We start from the raw sequence: 15,380 nt of genomic DNA on the forward strand, positions 1-15,380 counted from the left end.
CGTGACTCAATCAATAACGGAACGAAGCCATCGCGGCGACCAGCTGCTGCGACTGCTCTTCAAGCGAATGCGTTGCCGCAGTGGACTGCTCAACTAAAGCCGCGTTCTGCTGTGCCGCTTCATCCATCTGGCTGACCGCAATATTCACCTGCTCAATACCGTGGCTTTGCTCGTTAGACGCGTTGGCAATTTCGCGAACCAGTTTGGTCATGCGCATAATTTCTTCGGCGATTTCGTCCATGGTTTCCCCGGCCTGCTGCGCCAGCTCGCTGCCCTCACCCACGTGCGTTTGCGAATCGGAAATCAATGCGCGGATCTCTTTTGCTGCCTCGGCGCTGCGGCTTGCCAGGGTACGAACTTCACCGGCGACCACGGCAAAACCACGGCCTTGCTCACCCGCGCGGGCAGCTTCCACCGAAGCGTTAAGGGCCAGAATATTGGTCTGGAAAGCGATGCCGTCGATAACGCTCAGGATGTCGGCGATACGCCCCGCGCTACCGGAAATATCGCGCATTTTCTCAATGACGTAGCACACCATTTCGCTGCCGCGGTCGGCGGTATCGGAGACGACTTTCGCCAGCTTGTGCGCCTGCTCGGCGTTATCGGCGTTTTGCTTCACCGTCGCGGTAATTTGCTCCATGCTGGCCGCCGTTTCTTCCAACGAGGTCGCCGTGGACTCCGTACGCTGGGAAAGATTGAGGTTGCCGGCCGCCAGTTCACGGCTGCCGGTATCAATCTGGGAAGAGGCATCCCGCACGCGGCTGACCGACTCCACCAGCGAGGTTCTCATCGCCACAATCGCGCTGGCAAGACGGCCAAATTCATTGTTGCCCGTTTGCGGAAGCGGTTGGGTCAGGTCGCCATCGGCCACAAACTCCAGTTGGTGAATCGCCTCATCCAGCGGCTTCAACAGCAGGTGACGCAGCGCCAGCCAGACCAGCACAATAATCGCGGCGGTCAGCAGTGCGGCAAAAATAATAAAGCCCAGAACAAGGGTCTTGTGCAGCTGAACGGCAGCCACTTCACTGTTTCCGCGCGTTTCGCCCCAGCTCTGGAAAGCCTGCACGTCATTATCAAACTTCTGTCCCAGCGGGATCAGGCTTTTTTCCAGCAGGTCGTAATAGTCGTCCGGGCTTTGCTTTTGCAGCGCGGCCAGCATCGGCGTAATACCTTGTGCCTGATAGGCGCCAAAGCTTTGCGCCAGGCCGGTAAGCAGGGCGTTACCCTGGTCGTCATTCACGCCGCTGTCGATGACGGACTTCAGGTTTTTCTGCGCCAGCCCAACTTCACCCACGATCTTCTGCGTGGCTTTTGTCGCGTCGTCCAGCATGCCAATTTCCATCTGGCGTACCGCCTGGCTTGCCCCGTTTCTGGCGCGAAGCAGCAGAATATAGCCATCGCTAATGCGCACCATTTGCTCACCCTGCAGGCGGTTGATGCGCTCAAGAGAAGTGGAACTTTGCTGCAGGGCATAAATGCCGATGCCGCTTACAACCAACAGCAAGAACGTCATAACCGCTAACAGCGTCAGCAGCCCCGTGCGAATCGACAAATTTCTCAACATGCTTAATTCCCGGTTTAACGATGGCTCATGAATAAAGTAGTGAGCGTGTTATCGGCAATTTTCGGAAATTGTTTAATCAATTTGCGTGATTTACGTTCGTTAAGTGCTTGTTGCCATGATGTTTAGCTCAATTATGACAATGAAATGACTCAAGATTTGAGTAGCCTGAAGCGGGGCATTTGCCCCCTCGGGGGGTTCGCGGTCAAAAAACAGCAAAAGACATTTAACCGCAGTTGGCTATAATATCGGGCACTTGAAATACACCAGGTTAAAGGAAACAGACATGAGCTTACTCAACGTCCCTGCGGGTAAAGATCTGCCGGAAGACATCTACGTTGTTATCGAAATCCCTGCTAACGCCGATCCAATCAAATACGAAGTAGACAAAGAGAGCGGCGCGCTGTTTGTTGACCGTTTCATGTCTACCGCGATGTTCTATCCGTGCAACTACGGTTACATCAACCACACCCTGTCTCTGGACGGTGACCCGGTTGACGTGCTGGTCCCAACTCCATACCCGCTGGAGCCAGGTAGCGTGATCCGTTGCCGTCCAGTTGGCGTTCTGAAAATGACCGACGAGTCTGGCGAAGATGCAAAACTGGTTGCGGTTCCGCACACCAAACTGAGCAAAGAGTACGATCACATTAAAGATGTGAACGACCTGCCAGAACTGCTGAAAGCGCAGATCACTCACTTCTTCGAGCACTACAAAGATCTCGAGAAAGGCAAATGGGTGAAAGTTGACGGCTGGGATAACGCCGAAGCTGCTAAAGCTGAAATCATCGCTTCTTTCGAACGCGCAGCTAAGAAGTAAGTTAGCCCGCCAGAAAGAAAAAACACCGCCCAAGGGCGGTGTTTTTGTTTCTGCCTCCCACCTCATCAGGCAGACAGGCAAAAAAACGGCCACGTGTTGGCGTGGCCGCTTAGGTGTGATTAATACTTTTCTCGATCCAGCCAGTTCCCGCTGTCGATACGGGTTAACCCCTCGACAGGACGCTGATAGACATACATCCATGCGCCGCCGTAAGGGGTCTGAATCAGCTGACGGCTGTACTCTCCCCCTTTGGTGCGCAGCGCGTCCAGCTCAGAAAGCGTAGAGGCGTCTATCCGGTAAACTTCGCCGGAGACCACGCCATCACCCGGCACGGCGCCTGGATAATGCCCAAGGCTATACAACACGTAGTTTTCCTGCGTGTGGTCGCCCAGCCACTGGGCGTTGGTCATCCAGTGGCTGTTGCCTTGTTTGCGTCGTAAACTGCCGTAAACAAATATTCGCATTGCTAAAACTCAAACTGATAGAGCAGATCTAGTGCCTGATCTACGCCAGACACCGCTTCCAGATACAGCTTAGGCATCAGACGATAACGTAACGTTAACGTCGCCAGAGAGTCAAAAATACCTACGCCATATTTAACCTGTAGACCCGGCAGTACATAGCCGCTAACCACCACCTGAGAGGAATCACCCACCCCCGCGGTGTCGAGCGCCAGATTGCTTACGCCAAACGTCTCGCCGATTTTACCCACAACCTGACCACTTTGTGCAACCCCCAGACCCACAAGCATCGATGTCATCGCGTCGCCGTCGTTGCCGGAAGTGTCTAAGCCCTGGCCGCGAAGCAGGTAGGACAAGGCTTCCTGCTGGGACATCGCTGGATCCGAGAATATTTCAGCTTTTGGTTCATCTGCCGGGCCGGTCACACGCACGCCAGCCGTCACGCTGTTTTCGGTCGAGTCCGGGTTACGGATGGCTTCAATATTCAGGTACGGGTTGTCCGGCGGGCCGGAGAACAGCAGCTCGCCTTTGCGGACGATAAGATCCTGCCCGTAAGCATGGAATCGGCCCTGAGGAATGTTGATCTGGCCGTTGAGGCCGAGTCCCTGCTTGTCCTGCACCATTTTCAGGTCGCCGGTCAGACGTGCTTTCAGGCCGAAAGCGTCCAGCCGCACGTTGTTGCCGACGTGAATCGTCAGATTGCTGTTGATCGGGATCCCGGCAGATTTAGGGTTAATTGGCTTCAGATCTTTATCCAGCATCACTTCATCGCTGGAGACGCCCACGGCGCTGTCCGGTACATCATGCACCACGATTCGCGCCCACGGCACATCAACGTTACCGTTGAGGGTAAACAGGCTTGGCGTGGCCACAAATTCAATATCCGGGGAAACGTCCAGGCGCACCATCGGCGGCACGGTAATGCGCACTTTGCTGCCCTTCGCGGCTATGCGCGCCCGCCAGTTGTCGATTTGCGTCCAGTCGGCGTCACCGCTTAACACAATCTGCCCCTGCTTCGTGCGCACCACGCCCTGCAGCGTGGAGTTCATCCCGTTAAAGTTCATGGCAATCTGGCTAGGCTGCATCTCGAACGGCATAAAGTTGCCTTCGACATCGACGCCATTAAGCTGCATTTGTCCGAACATCTGCGGCCGCTCAAGGTTGCCGCCGAGGCGTAAGTTCGCGTTCAGCGTACCGTCCGCCTTTTCGCCTTTCGAGAAGATGGCGTTGGCAATCGCCAGGGAGAAGTTGCGAATATTGACGTTGCCGCCAAGGTTACGCCGCCCCTGTGGGTCGGTGATTTGAACCTGGCCGTCGAACTGCCCGTTATTCGCCACCTTCACCAGCCAGCCAAGCTGGGCGCGGTTATTCTTCAGTTCGGCGCTGAGGTTTAGCGTGTCGAAGGCAACAGGCAAGGTATTGCCGTTCACGACCTGCGCCACTTTCACGCCGCGCCCGCTGAGCGTCACCTGGCCCTGCGGCAGGCCACCAGCTTCGCTGTCCCAGCTCACGTCGGCCTTACCGGTAAACACGCCGCTGGCCTGAGTATCCGCCGGCATCACTGGTTTAAGCATGGCAAGATCGAAGCGGTTGAGGTTTACCAGCGCCCGCCCCTTCGCCCCGGCGTCGATAGTTTGCGGCACACACAGTTCGGCATTCGGGTTAACCCAACAGTGCGGGCCAATGGCGATTTTCTGTTCTTTATTGCGGAAGTCCAGCGTCAGCTCGCGGTTGAGCGCCCACGGCCCTACCGGCGTATCAAAACGGGTATCCGTTAACTTGCCGCGCCAGCGCTCTTCGTTACGGTCGAAGCTGCCGCTCAGGTTGAGGCGCCCGGAAACAGGCTCTCCCTGAACGCGCAGTTGAAGCTGGTGCTGCTTCTCATCACCTTTCGCGTCCAGCGTGACCAGATCAACCTTCACGCCCGGCTGAGCAACACGTTCTACGCGCAGGTTGAGGTTCCCGGCAATTTGGTCGCTCGATTTTACATCGCCTTTCAGCAGAACACGGGCAATCGTCAACTCCTGCCAGCGCAGGCCGTTAGCGGTCAGGTCAGCCAGCAATTGTGGCGCTTTCACGTCGCCGCGAACCTTCACGATCCCTTTCGCCGTTCCGCCTAAACCAGGCAAGGCGTTATCCAGATTTGGGGCATTGATATTCGCGTCCAGGTTGAGATCTTTTTCGCCCAGTTCGCCTTTCACGTCCACCGTATTGCGGCCCAGCGCCACATGCAGGCCCGGCACCTTCCACTGCATGTAGCTGTTACCCTGCAGAGTGCCTTCCACATTGACCTTATTCTGCTTCACATTGCCGGCAAGCTTCAGCTCGGGAATATCCAGCTGCCAGCTGCCGCCATACAGGCTGCCCCGGGTTTTGATCTTACCGTCCAGCTTCGCGGGCCAGTCCGGGAACTGCTTCGCCGTGTTGATGCCGGCCAGCGTTAACTCCCCCTGCCAGCTGATGGCTTTGCTCCAGTCCACCAGCGCTTTCAGATCCGTATTCCCCTGTAGCGCAGCCACGCGCAGCTTATCGAGGCTAAACTGCTGTTCGTTGCCTTTGCCGTCCAGCGTGATGGTGGCAGGTGGAACCTGATCGCCCTTCACGGCGGTACTAAAGGCCAGCTTGTAGTCGGTCATTTTACCGGTCAGACGCAGTTTAAGATCGTCGGCCTGGTACTGCTTCTCGCCGGTCAGCGGCCAGGCAAGCTGCTTGCTGTCCAGTTCAACGTTGAGCGGCAGCCCGGCTTCGGCAAGTCGGGTTTTGGCATTCAACTGCATCCCCACCGGCCCTGAAAGGTTGACGCCCACTTTGAGCTCGTCGCGCAGGGCGCCGCCCACGGTCATCTTCACCTTTTCGCCTTTCAGCGGGTCGATGTTCAGCGTGCTGTTGAGCGTTAAGTCAACCGGCCAGTTGTCGCGTAGCTGCGCGCTGCCGGTGGCGTTCACCAGCCCCTGAGAGGAGTCCACATCCAACGCATCCAGCTTGAGATTGCCGTCGATGCTGCTCACTTTCAGCAGCAGCGAGTTGACCAGCAAATCCGTATCGCCGGTCAGTCGCAGGCGTGCGCCGCGAAACTCCTGAATATTCAGATTTACCGGCAAATTCACATCCGTCATTTCCGGCAGCAGCGGCTTCTCAAACAGTTGCTTCAGCGTTTCCCCGAGCGGCGCTTCCTCCGGCTGAGGGTGTTGAATTTTCGGCTCAACAATCTCTTCTTTTGCCACCTGCGCGGCCTTCGGCAACGCAATCAGCAAGCCTTCAAGCGATGTCGGGGTCAGCGTCAGGTTGCGCTGCTCCCAGGTCAGGCCGCTGGTGAAGTTCATCACCGAGACGGTGGTGTCGTCGATTTTCACGTTAACGTTATTCAACGCCACGCGGCTCAGGGTAATCGGGTACGGCGTGGAGAGGTTCAGCGGGCCGCTGTCCTCTTCCTGCACCGGGGCAGACGGCGGCATTTTTTTCGTGTCGACCGCAACATCCACATCTTTCAGCGAGAAATCATTTACGCACAGGCTGCTGTGCCACAGGCAGTTTAGCTTCACCGCAAGGTGAACCTCGCCCGCACGCACCGCGACCCCGGGCTGTTCATAACGCAGGTTCTTTAACGTCAGATTACGCCAGCCGCCGTCAACCTGAGCGATATTCAGCCCCGGTACCCAGCGATTAGCGCCTTTAAACAGCAAATGCAGGCCTGGCGTAGTCCCCACCAGGAAACCGACTGCTGCGATCAGCAGCACAATCACAGCCAGCACCGCGAGGCTTATTTTCTTCCAGCGACTCATAGTTCAGGCCCCAAACCGATGTAAAACTGTAAACCGTGCTCTTCCTTGTCACCCACCGGTACGGCGAAGTCGAGCTTGATAGGCCCAACCGGGGACTGCCAGCGCACGCCAACGCCCGCGCCGGTTTTGAAGTTGCTGCGTTTGATGTCATTCACCGCTTCACCGGAGTCAACGAACGCCGCGCCCCACCATTTGCCGGTCACGTTGTACTGGTACTCCAGCGAGCCGGTTGCCAGCTTGGAGGCCCCCGTTAACTTGCCGTTGCTATCTTCTGGCGATATCGATTTGTATTTATAGCCACGAATACTGCGGTCGCCCCCGGCGAAGAAACGCAGATCAGGCGGCACTTTTTTGAAGTCGTTGGTTTCGATCCACCCCACGTTGCCGCGCACGACAAAGCGATGTTTTTCATACAGCGAACGTATCCAAACGTTTTGTGCCTGGAACACGCCGAAATCGACGCCGGAACCCCAGGCCGTATTAGAGACATCGATCGAGTAACGCTGTGAGTCACCCCACGTAGGCATCAGGCCCCCACGTGAGCGGGTACGGTTCAGGCTGACGCCGGGGTAAAGCAGCATGGTCGTGTTGGTGACATCTGCCTGCGTAAAGTGGTCGAGGCTCCAGCGCAGGTTAACGGCGCGTTGCCAGCCGCTGGACATATCCCAGTAACGGGACAGCGCTACGGTGGTGGAGTCCGATTTTGTGTCGTTGAGATCGGTTCGCTTAAAACCGCCCTGGACCAGGTAGTACTGCTCCAGCGGGCTTTTTAACAGCGGAACTTTGTAGCTGAAATCGAGCGTTTGCTCCGGCCCGGAAAGGCTGGTGCTGGTTGTCAGGCTGTGGCCGTAGGAGTTCATCCACGGTTTTTTCCAGCTGGCTTTCACGCGCGGCCCTACGTCCGTGGAGTAACCCACCCCGGTTTCAATTGTGTTTTCAGTGCGCGGCGTCACCACGCCCTGCAATGGCAGCACTTTAGTCTGGCGTGATTTGTCAAATTCGGGCGCCACCACTACGGAGTTAAACCAGCCGGTGGCGGACAGGCGGCGGTTAAGCTCGGCCAGATCGCTCGACTGGTAATAGTCCCCTTGCTTGAAAGGCACAAGATTTTGCAAATACTCTTCGCGAATCTGGGAGCCCTGAAAGGTCACCGCCCCAAAGCGATAGCGCTCGCCGCTGTCGTAGTCGATATCCCAGAATGCCTGATGCCTTTCGAGAGATACACCTAGCTGGCTCTTACGGAAATCGCTGTCGAAGTAGCCCTTACGCAGCGCGATACTGGAGAGGCTTTTTTTGAAGTTATCGTAGTCAGCGTGATCGAGCACGGTACCTATTTTTGGCCGCTTGGGCAGCAATGCCAGATAGTCTTTATCCGTCCGCGCACCGCCGCGCAAAATCACATCAGTGCCGCCGATTAACACGGGCTGCCCGGCGTCAACTTGTGCCAGCAAAACCTGACGCCCCCCGTTCTGCGGCGGTGGTTTAAGCGTGAAATTGATGGTGGGCTCGTAGTAGCCCAACGCCTTTAGCCCTGCGCGAATGGCGTCGTCGACGCGTGCCTGGAAGCGACGATCCGGCGTCACTTCATCGCTTTGGATGGTTGAAAGCTGAGCGCGGACGTTTTTTTGCAGTTCGCCGCTGAGTCCCTCAACCTGCAAACGCACGCTCGCGGCGTTTGCCCATGCGCTCGCCACACACAGGCTTGTAATACATAAAGTACGGATTACTGGCACGTTTTCTCCTGAATATCCTTGTTCCCACCCCTGGAAGGAAACGTCATTCCCGCTCCGCGGATTAACAAAACCCTAACATCGAGGGTTGAAAATAACTCACTAGCCTAAATCTTTCTTATATGTAATGTAGTCTGTAACTCGGATGTATTGTCTGCAATTGCAGGTCTGATGACAACCGCTCGCTTTTTTGCCGATTTTCGGGAGATCCAACACCATGTCATTCTTCGACAAAACTCACAATGTGACGCAGGCCGATGCCCTGCCGGGCCGCAACACGCCGATGCCGGTCGCCACGCTTCACGCGGTTAACGAACACTCGATGACAAATGTACCAGACGGGATGGAAATCGCGCTGTTTGCGATGGGATGTTTTTGGGGCGTAGAGCGCCTGTATTGGGAGATTCCTGGCGTCTACAGTACGGCGGCCGGCTACAGCGGCGGCTACACGCCCAACCCAACCTATCGCGAAGTTTGCAGCGGCCAGACCGGCCATGCTGAAGCGGTGCGCGTGGTTTATGATCCGAAAGTCGTGAGCTACGAGCAGCTTTTACAGGTGTTCTGGGAAAACCACGACCCGGCTCAGGGGATGCGCCAGGGCGGGGACGTCGGCACCCAGTACCGTTCGGCCATATACCCGCTCACGCCGGAACAGGACAAAGCCGCCCACGCCAGCCTTGAACGTTTCCAGGCCGCGATGAATGCCGCCGGCGATAAACGCCAGGTCACCACTGAAATCGCCAACGCAGGTCCGTTCTACTACGCGGAAGACGACCACCAGCAATATCTGTACAAGAATCCGCACGGCTACTGCGGCATTGGCGGCATCGGCGTTTGTCTGCCGCCTCAGTAAGCTTCGCGATACAGCCAGTCAACCGACTGGCTTTTTCTTTAACGTCGTTAGCCAAAGCCAACCCAGGCCTTTTGATTATTCACATCCAGCGTAGCGGAAGTATGCCCATTCCCGAGGCTGGCCATGCTGATGTTATTTGCCACGCCATGCTTATTCAGCGCCGCCAGCATCGCCCGCACGTTACCCGCCGATCCCTGATCGTTAGCCCCGACCAGGAACACCTCGGTTTTGCGCGCCGACGGATGCAAATGCCGGGACAGCATATCCTCCAGAGGGATCCCACCTGAGCCACTGCGCTGCGGATTATCCATATGCAGCGCCAGGCTTTTCCCATCCTGAACAATCATCGCCGCCAGACAAGGTGCCAGGTCGGTGGTGAATAAGGCCGTTTTCTGCCGGGGAGGCTGATGAATTACCTGCGCGCGGTTATTGCCCTGGGCAAAAAACTGCAGTTTGTAACCTTCATCCGCAAAACGTTCATGCGAGCGACGAAACGGTACGCCCTGGTTGTGCTGATTCATCGCCAGTTGCAGCGTTTGCAGGGAGCCCAACTGTAAAAGCGCTTTGGCCGGAAAGGTCTGCAGCGGGTTGCCGGACAAATTCAAATGTTTAAGGTGCGTCAGCGCGCCCAGGGAGTCAGGTAGCGCCGTCAGACCTCGCTCGCTCAGATCTAATGTTTCCCCACGGCACTGAAAGTTATTCATTATTTCGCTACACGCCGCCGCTCTGGCTTTGCCTTCTTCCGCTGTAGGAGCCGCAGCGGTCCAATTCTTGAGATCGCCGTGTAAATCACTCGCGTGCAGGCCAGAGGAAGCGGCCTTCACCGCTGCCGTTGAGGATGTGGTGGAGAATGGTGGCAGACCTGAAGGTCGCGCTGCCGTAGAATTAATATGCATAATCAGGCTCCGAAAATAGACTGCCTGTGTGTGGACGTAACTCCCCCATCGGTTCCTTTACACCTGCTGCTCTGCGGCATTAAGGGAAGTTGCTGGCTGGCGATTTAAGGCCGCCTGCAGCTGATGCCCGATCCAGCCTGCCGCCGAGTTCACGGCAGCCGGGACCTTTTCCTGCAGAGTTTGTGTCATTTTGTCCGCCACGGCGTCAGCGAGGATCTCAGCCGCAGGTACGGCGAAGAACACCGGGGCAGAGGCCACGACGTTGGTCGAATGGCTGATGGCGCTCAGCGAAGCGGCATTCACTCTGGGGAAGGCGTGGGCGACAGCTGCGCCAATCGCGCTACGCAGGCTAATCACACCGGCAAAGCCCCCGGCCAGCATCGCCGTTTTCCCAAGGCTCGGTGCAGAAAGAACGCTTGCCGTCGCTTTCAGGCTATCCGTGGCAATGTCCAGGGGCAGCTTCGCCACGCGCTGAGCGGCGTTTTTAAGCGTATCGCTCACCACATGCGTATTTTTCAAGTCAGTGAACCGCTGCTGCCAGTCGTTGCGCCCCAGCAAATACTCGGGCCCGGTTCGGCCTTTGTTTTCGTCCACCGCATGCAGAATGGCGCTCATCGCACCACCCGCCACCACGCCGCCCGCTGCGGACAGCCACGTATCGGCTTCACCGGCCACTTTCGCCCCGGCAAAATGCGTCAAGGTGGCCGCCGTCGCCAGGCGCGCCAGGTTACGTGCCGAATAGGTCTGAATGGCTAACCCGGTTTCTGTCACCGTCGTCAGCAAGCTCGCTTTTGCCTCTTTTACCGCTTCACGCATGACCGGATGCAGGTCGCTGTCTTTGGCAGACAGCCACGGATTTGTTGCCGTGGCGCGGTTAAGCAGCGTGGTGCCAATGGTGTCGGCGATGCTGGACTGAAGGCCAGCATGGAGGCCAATTTCCGCCGCAGTGTGGGCAAAAGCGCTCAGCAGCGGAACTTTATCGTAGGCAACAGACGCGGCGGCAAACGGGATAGCTCGCACAGCACCTCGCGCAACTTGCCCTAGCCTGTCCAGTTGGTGCCCTTTAGTCAGCACGGCTTCAACAGAGGCAGGCGTTTCCCCCATTTTGTGTAATTCACGGGTTCTCGACTCAATTAGAGCATGCATTTCAGCATGGTTATCGCCGTTAATATGTTTGCCAAACAGCGTGCCAAGCTGGTGATGGATCGCGGCTTCATTGGCCGAGCCATAAACGCTGTTACCCACGAAATACAGGCTTTCATGCGCGCTTACGGCAGCAGAAGTGGCCACAGATGAACCCGAAGCGATCGACGCCGGTCGCTGGCCGCTGTGTTCCGGTAAGGGAGGAAGCTCCGCCGCCTGTCTGTGCACGGAAGTAACGGAATTGACCATGTGAACGCTCTCCTGATAGTGGGCTAACCGGTCAGGTGAGTGGCAAAAATAGAAGAAAAGTTCCGGGGATAAAAAGAAGAACAGCAGCTTATACAATGCGCCAAACGTTAATCCCATTAATCAAAAAACAGTTCAATAAAAACGCGGCTTTCCGCCGGTTAAATTACAGCCTCTGGTAGCACATCCCATCCTTACGCTATACTACCCCTTGAATTTGCTGGCTCGTTCACAAAAGCGGCCAGCATTTCTTGTGTTTGACCCCTGAGATTTATCCACTTTTCCCTTCCGAGGACCTGGCCACAACAGCCAGATAAATTATGTTAAACAGTATTTTGATAATACTTATCCTTATTGCTATTAGTGCCTTTTTCTCAATCTCTGAGATCTCGCTTGCCGCCTCTCGTAAAATCAAACTTAAGCTGCTGGCCGATGAAGGCAACGTCAATGCCCAGCGCGTGCTAAAGATGCAAGAAACGCCGGGCATGTTCTTTACCGTCGTACAAATTGGCCTTAACGCCGTGGCAATTCTCGGCGGTATTGTCGGCGATGCGGCTTTCTCACCGGCGTTTAAAATTCTGTTGGAGCGTTTTCTGGCTCCAGAACTCGCCGACCAGCTCAGCTTTATTATCTCATTCACTCTCGTCACCAGCCTGTTCATTCTGTTCGCAGACCTCACCCCGAAACGCATCGGTATGATTTCTCCCGAAACGGTTGCTTTACGTATTATCAACCCGATGCGCTTCTGTCTGTTTGTTTTCAGACCTTTAGTGTGGTTCTTCAACGGCCTGGCTAACGTTATTTTCCGCATCTTCAAGCTGCCAATGGTGCGTAAAGACGACATTACTTCTGACGACGTTTACGCGGTTTTTGAAGCCGGTGCGCTGGCAGGCGTCCTGCGAAAGCAGGAACACGAACTGATTGAAAACGTCTTTGAGCTGGAATCGCGTACCGTGCCGTCTTCCATGACCTCGCGCGAAAACGTGATTTGGTTCGACCTGCACGCCGACGAGCAAAGCCTGAAGTCCACCATCGCTGAACATCCGCATTCCAAGTTCCTGGTGTGTAACGGCGATATCGACCACGTCGTTGGCTATGTTGATTCCAAAGAGCTGCTGAACCGCGTGCTGGGCAACCAAAGCATGGCGCTGAACAGCGGCGTGCATCTGCGTAACGCCCTGATTGTGCCGGACACCCTGACGCTCTCCGAAGCGCTGGAAAGCTTTAAAACCGCCGGGGAAGACTTCGCGGTTATCATGAACGAATACGCGCTGGTGGTGGGTATCATTACCCTGAACGATGTGATGACGACGCTGATGGGCGACCTGGTCGGCCAGGGGATGGAGGAGCAAATCGTTGCCCGCGATGAAAACTCATGGCTGGTGGAAGGCGGCACGCCAATTGACGACGTGATGCGCGTGCTGGATATCGATGAGTTCCCGCAGTCCGGTAACTACGAAACCATCGGCGGGTTCATGATGTTCATGCTGCGTAAGATCCCGAAACGCACCGACTCGGTGAAGTTCTCCGGCTACAAGTTTGAGGTGGTGGATATTGATAACTACCGCATAGACCAGCTGCTGGTAACGCGTATCGACAATAAGCCTGTCGCGCTGTCGCCAAAGCTGCCTGATGGCGAAGAGCCTCAGGAGCAGTAAGCAAGCTCTACAAACACTAACGGCCCCTTCGGGGCCGCTTCAGGCAACGAGCAGCAGAACCAGAAAGAAGTATTGTCAGCCGCAGTTTCTACATAAACCAAGAAAACCATTGCATTGGTTTTCGGCTGATAGCCACAAAGAGGGAAAAACCACGCTTTTTCCCTCTTTGTCTATAAACACTAACGGCCCCTTCGGGGCCGTTTTTTTTACAACTTTTGGGCCTAGCCCATATCCGCCTGTAAGCGCATCACCTGGCGGTTGACCTCTGACATGACCGAGTAGTGCTGCTTATCCTTAACTTTCGGGACAAGGATTTTGCCCTTATCAAATTCGAAAGCGCCAACGTCCTTGATATACAACCGTCCACGGAACAGGATCTTCACGTACTTCGCCACCTGAAGGGGGTTGTAACGTTGGAAAATTTTCATTGTTCTTTACTCCTGCATGTTAACGCCTCTGCGAGCTACATTTGGCCCGACAAAATGAGGCGAAAAAGTTTGGTGCTCGAAAACTATAGTCCAGATATCGAAGGTCACCTAGTGTGTAGAAGTTTTTTTACTAAAAGATTACAAAGTTGCAGAACAATATTTTTAAATGTAAAAAACGGCAGCGTAAGCCTTCAAATTTCAGGGTTATGTGCGTCAGCCCGCAAACTGGCACTTTGCTTGCGGGACAGATGCTTATTCAGCACATATGCTTAAAACATCGGCCCAAGTGGTCGGATCACCTGCTAACAACAATAAGGAGTCACCGATGACCCTGCGCAAAACGCTGGCGCTGTCTCTTCTGCTGCTGCCGCTCATGGCCTCAGCCCACAACTTTGAAAATAATCAGCGAGTTTCCCCTATTGGCATTACCGATAAGGGCGAACTGGTGCTGGATAACAATAAGTTTAGTTATAAAAACTGGAATAGCGCGCAGCTGCCTGGGAAAGTGAGAGTCCTGCAGCATATTGCCGGCCGTTCGAGCGCCAAAGAAGAAAATGCGGCCATGGTCGAAGCCATCAAAGCGGCAAAATTCCCGCATGATAAGTACCAGACCACCACCATTGTGAACACCGACGACGCAATTGTTGGCACCAGCATGTTTGTGCGCAGCAGCATCGAAAGTAATAAGAAAGAGTTTCCGTGGTCGCAGTTTATCGTCGATAGCAACGGCGTAGCGGCGAAAGCGTGGCAGCTGCAACAGGGCGGCTCAGCTATCGTGGTACTGGATAAAGAAGGCAGAATTCAGTTCGCCAAAGATGGCCCGTTAACCCAGCAGGAAGTGCAGCAGGTGATTAGCCTGCTGCAAGGGTTACTCAGTAAATAGAAACACGGAAACCGGGGTTCAGGAACGACTCGCGCGGGGTATAGTCCAGCGGCTTACCCTGCCAGTCATGAACGTGCGCCCCGGCAGCGACCGCCACGGCGTGCCCTGCTGCGGTGTCCCAGATATTGGTTGGCCCAAAGCGAGGATAGAGCTGGGCCTGACCGTCTGCCACCAGGCAGAACTTCAGCGACGAGCCAATGGCCGTGGTTTGGTGCTCACCCATCTGCTGGAGATACTCTTTTAGCTCGCTATCGTTGGCGGCATGAGACCGGCTGACCACCACGCGCGGTGGGCGGGCATCCCGCACATGAATCTGATTGCGTACGCCGCACTCTTCTTTCCAGGCCTTCCCCTCTGCGGCGCTGTACATAATCTTCAGCACCGGCGCGTAGACAACGCCCATCACCGCTTTTCCACCTTCAATAAGCGCGATATTCACGGTGAACTCGCCGTTACGCTTAAGAAACTCTTTTGTACCGTCCAGCGGATCGACCAGCCAGTAGCGCTGCCAGCTTTGGCGGGTATCCCACGACTGGGGATCTTCTTCTGACAGCACAGGGATGTCCGGCGTCAACGCTTTCAGCCCTTTCAGAATAATGTCGTGGGCAGCAAGATCCGCCGCCGTTACCGGAGAGTCATCAAGCTTATGCGTCGCCTGAAGCGGTTTCTCTCCCTCATAAACCTGCATGATAGCGGCCCCGGCCTCGCGGGCCAGCTGGCAAATTTGTTCTAACATTCTCCACCTCGCGTTGTGTCTCTGCGCTACATCGAGCGAATAACTTATTGTTTTACTTATATCTCATTGCACCACGATGCGCTATCTGTGAAGCATTTCTGGTTTACCGGGCTTAAATTCTGGCAGACTTCACAAAATTGTAAGCAACAGTCTGTATATACATTGCCCTTTGTGGCGTACCTCTAA

Annotated in this window: 12 protein-coding genes; 4 read left to right on the forward strand and 8 right to left on the reverse strand. The window is 55.5% G+C overall.

Features of this window, described 5'->3' with window-relative positions:
- Positions 1-10 precede the first annotated feature (10 nt).
- Positions 11-1,564, reverse strand: coding sequence for a methyl-accepting chemotaxis protein (locus tag ACREYP_RS19700; protein ID WP_336818312.1), 1,554 nt, complete (start codon positions 1,562-1,564; stop codon positions 11-13).
- A 283-nt stretch (positions 1,565-1,847) separates the two neighbouring features.
- On the opposite strand from ACREYP_RS19700, the gene ppa reads away from it, so the two are divergent.
- The gene (ppa, locus tag ACREYP_RS19705; protein ID WP_008460444.1) at positions 1,848-2,378 is read left to right on the forward strand and encodes an inorganic diphosphatase; all 531 of its coding nucleotides are present in this window, start codon (positions 1,848-1,850) and stop codon (positions 2,376-2,378) included.
- 119 nt (positions 2,379-2,497) lie between these two features.
- On the opposite strand, the gene ACREYP_RS19710 is transcribed toward ppa, so the two are convergent.
- The 3 genes from ACREYP_RS19710 to tamA are packed head-to-tail and all read right to left on the reverse strand — an operon-like array spanning position 2,498 to position 8,354.
- Positions 2,498-2,842: a gamma-glutamylcyclotransferase family protein gene (locus ACREYP_RS19710; RefSeq protein WP_008460443.1), complete on the reverse strand. Its 345-nt coding sequence runs from the start codon at positions 2,840-2,842 to the stop codon at positions 2,498-2,500.
- A 2-nt stretch (positions 2,843-2,844) separates the two neighbouring features.
- Complete coding sequence (tamB, locus tag ACREYP_RS19715) at positions 2,845-6,621, reverse strand: autotransporter assembly complex protein TamB (RefSeq protein WP_336818311.1); 3,777 nt, start codon at positions 6,619-6,621, stop codon at positions 2,845-2,847.
- The gene (gene tamA, locus ACREYP_RS19720; protein WP_008460440.1) at positions 6,618-8,354 is read right to left on the reverse strand and encodes an autotransporter assembly complex protein TamA; all 1,737 of its coding nucleotides are present in this window, start codon (positions 8,352-8,354) and stop codon (positions 6,618-6,620) included. The genes tamB and tamA overlap by 4 nt, the downstream gene beginning before the upstream one ends.
- 214 nt (positions 8,355-8,568) lie before the next feature.
- On the opposite strand from tamA, the gene msrA reads away from it, so the two are divergent.
- A complete protein-coding gene (msrA, locus tag ACREYP_RS19725; RefSeq protein WP_008460438.1) occupies positions 8,569-9,204 on the forward strand; it encodes a peptide-methionine (S)-S-oxide reductase MsrA in 636 nt (211 codons plus the stop codon).
- Between the two features lie 47 nt (positions 9,205-9,251).
- Here msrA and ACREYP_RS19730 read toward each other — a convergent pair whose 3' ends face one another.
- Together ACREYP_RS19730 and ACREYP_RS19735 are read right to left on the reverse strand one after the other, a co-directional pair.
- Positions 9,252-9,908, reverse strand: a complete 657-nt coding sequence (locus ACREYP_RS19730) for a leucine-rich repeat domain-containing protein (protein WP_008460437.1) — start codon at positions 9,906-9,908, stop codon at positions 9,252-9,254.
- A 249-nt stretch (positions 9,909-10,157) separates the two neighbouring features.
- Positions 10,158-11,492, reverse strand: a complete 1,335-nt coding sequence (locus ACREYP_RS19735) for a hypothetical protein (protein ID WP_008460434.1) — start codon at positions 11,490-11,492, stop codon at positions 10,158-10,160.
- Between the two features lie 317 nt (positions 11,493-11,809).
- Between ACREYP_RS19735 and paeA the strand changes: the two genes are divergently transcribed.
- The gene (paeA, locus tag ACREYP_RS19740; protein WP_008460431.1) at positions 11,810-13,147 is read left to right on the forward strand and encodes a polyamine export protein PaeA; all 1,338 of its coding nucleotides are present in this window, start codon (positions 11,810-11,812) and stop codon (positions 13,145-13,147) included.
- Positions 13,148-13,368: 221 nt separating this feature from the next.
- Here paeA and ACREYP_RS19745 read toward each other — a convergent pair whose 3' ends face one another.
- A complete protein-coding gene (locus tag ACREYP_RS19745; RefSeq protein WP_008460430.1) occupies positions 13,369-13,575 on the reverse strand; it encodes a DUF1107 domain-containing protein in 207 nt (68 codons plus the stop codon).
- Positions 13,576-13,900: 325 nt separating this feature from the next.
- On the opposite strand from ACREYP_RS19745, the gene ACREYP_RS19750 reads away from it, so the two are divergent.
- A complete protein-coding gene (locus tag ACREYP_RS19750; protein WP_008460428.1) occupies positions 13,901-14,458 on the forward strand; it encodes a YtfJ family protein in 558 nt (185 codons plus the stop codon).
- Here ACREYP_RS19750 and cysQ read toward each other — a convergent pair.
- Positions 14,448-15,194: a 3'(2'),5'-bisphosphate nucleotidase CysQ gene (gene cysQ, locus ACREYP_RS19755; RefSeq protein ID WP_008460426.1), complete on the reverse strand. Its 747-nt coding sequence runs from the start codon at positions 15,192-15,194 to the stop codon at positions 14,448-14,450. The two genes, ACREYP_RS19750 and cysQ, sit on opposite strands and share 11 nt — an antisense overlap.
- Positions 15,195-15,380: the final 186 nt, after the last annotated feature.

This window comes from Enterobacter sp. TMH.L2, from assembly GCF_050847315.1.
Classification (GTDB): domain Bacteria; phylum Pseudomonadota; class Gammaproteobacteria; order Enterobacterales; family Enterobacteriaceae; genus Cedecea.

Excerpts from the sequence above, each read along its gene's own strand:
- ACREYP_RS19700 (WP_336818312.1), bottom strand. The coding sequence starts at position 1,564 with ATGTTGAGAAATTTGTCGATTCGCACGGGGCTGCTGACGCTGTTAGCG.
- ppa (WP_008460444.1), top strand. The coding sequence starts at position 1,848 with ATGAGCTTACTCAACGTCCCTGCGGGTAAAGATCTGCCGGAAGACATC.
- ACREYP_RS19710 (WP_008460443.1), bottom strand. The coding sequence starts at position 2,842 with ATGCGAATATTTGTTTACGGCAGTTTACGACGCAAACAAGGCAACAGC.
- tamB (WP_336818311.1), bottom strand. The coding sequence starts at position 6,621 with ATGAGTCGCTGGAAGAAAATAAGCCTCGCGGTGCTGGCTGTGATTGTG.
- msrA (WP_008460438.1), top strand. The coding sequence starts at position 8,569 with ATGTCATTCTTCGACAAAACTCACAATGTGACGCAGGCCGATGCCCTG.
- ACREYP_RS19730 (WP_008460437.1), bottom strand. The coding sequence starts at position 9,908 with ATGAATAACTTTCAGTGCCGTGGGGAAACATTAGATCTGAGCGAGCGA.
- ACREYP_RS19735 (WP_008460434.1), bottom strand. The coding sequence starts at position 11,492 with ATGGTCAATTCCGTTACTTCCGTGCACAGACAGGCGGCGGAGCTTCCT.
- paeA (WP_008460431.1), top strand. The coding sequence starts at position 11,810 with ATGTTAAACAGTATTTTGATAATACTTATCCTTATTGCTATTAGTGCC.
- ACREYP_RS19745 (WP_008460430.1), bottom strand. The coding sequence starts at position 13,575 with ATGAAAATTTTCCAACGTTACAACCCCCTTCAGGTGGCGAAGTACGTG.
- ACREYP_RS19750 (WP_008460428.1), top strand. The coding sequence starts at position 13,901 with ATGACCCTGCGCAAAACGCTGGCGCTGTCTCTTCTGCTGCTGCCGCTC.
- cysQ (WP_008460426.1), bottom strand. The coding sequence starts at position 15,194 with ATGTTAGAACAAATTTGCCAGCTGGCCCGCGAGGCCGGGGCCGCTATC.